General features: G+C 57.3%; 3 protein-coding genes. All 3 read left to right on the plus strand.

Features of this window, described 5'->3' with window-relative positions; translation table 11 throughout:
* The coding region (locus tag E4K64_RS39860; protein ID WP_430642619.1) for a DNA-packaging protein FI at nucleotides 1-424 on the plus strand (424 nt) is incomplete at its 5' end.
* Between the two features lie 11 nt (nucleotides 425-435).
* Nucleotides 436-789 carry a head-tail joining protein gene (locus E4K64_RS39865; RefSeq protein ID WP_000752979.1) on the plus strand — a complete coding sequence of 118 codons (354 nt, stop codon included), beginning with the start codon at nucleotides 436-438 and terminating at the stop codon, nucleotides 787-789.
* Between the two features lie 11 nt (nucleotides 790-800).
* Nucleotides 801-1,236 (plus strand): phage tail protein (locus tag E4K64_RS39870; RefSeq protein ID WP_052908666.1); only part of this gene is annotated, 436 nt, incomplete at its 3' end.

The raw sequence follows: 1,236 nt of genomic DNA on the forward strand, positions 1-1,236 counted from the left end.
CCATTGTTTCTCTGTGGAGGAGTCCATGACGAAAGATGAACTGATTGCCCGTCTCCGCTCGCTGGGTGAACAACTGAACCGTGATGTCAGCCTGACGGGGACGAAAGAAGAACTGGCGCTCCGTGTGGCAGAGCTGAAAGAGGAGCTTGATGACACGGATGAAACTGCCGGTCAGGACACCCCTCTCAGCCGGGAAAATGTGCTGACCGGACATGAAAATGAGGTGGGATCAGCGCAGCCGGATACCGTGATTCTGGATACGTCTGAACTGGTCACGGTCGTGGCACTGGTGAAGCTGCATACTGATGCACTTCACGCCACGCGGGATGAACCTGTGGCATTTGTGCTGCCGGGAACGGCGTTTCGTGTCTCTGCCGGTGTGGCAGCCGAAATGACAGAGCGCGGCCTGGCCAGAATGCAATAACGGGAGGCGCTGTGGCTGATTTCGATAACCTGTTCGATGCTGCCATTGCCCGCGCCGATGAAACGATACGCGGGTACATGGGAACGTCAGCCACCATTACATCCGGTGAGCAGTCAGGTGCGGTGATACGTGGTGTTTTTGATGACCCTGAAAATATCAGCTATGCCGGACAGGGCGTGCGCGTTGAAGGCTCCAGCCCGTCCCTGTTTGTCCGGACTGATGAGGTGCGGCAGCTGCGGCGTGGAGACACGCTGACCATCGGTGAGGAAAATTTCTGGGTAGATCGGGTTTCGCCGGATGATGGCGGAAGTTGTCATCTCTGGCTTGGACGGGGCGTACCGCCTGCCGTTAACCGTCGCCGCTGAAAGGGGGATGTATGGCCATAAAAGGTCTTGAGCAGGCCGTTGAAAACCTCAGCCGTATCAGCAAAACGGCGGTGCCTGGTGCCGCCGCAATGGCCATTAACCGCGTTGCTTCATCCGCGATATCGCAGTCGGCGTCACAGGTTGCCCGTGAGACAAAGGTACGCCGGAAACTGGTAAAGGAAAGGGCCAGGCTGAAAAGGGCCACGGTCAAAAATCCGCAGGCCAGAATCAAAGTTAACCGGGGGGATTTGCCCGTAATCAAGCTGGGTAATGCGCGGGTTGTCCTTTCGCGCCGCAGGCGTCGTAAAAAGGGGCAGCGTTCATCCCTGAAAGGTGGCGGCAGCGTGCTTGTGGTGGGTAACCGTCGTATTCCCGGCGCGTTTATTCAGCAACTGAAAAATGGCCGGTGGCATGTCATGCAGCGTGTGGCTGGGAAAAACCGTTACC

The sequence above is a fragment of the Bradyrhizobium frederickii genome (assembly GCF_004570865.1).
Lineage (GTDB): Bacteria > Pseudomonadota > Alphaproteobacteria > Rhizobiales > Xanthobacteraceae > Bradyrhizobium > Bradyrhizobium frederickii.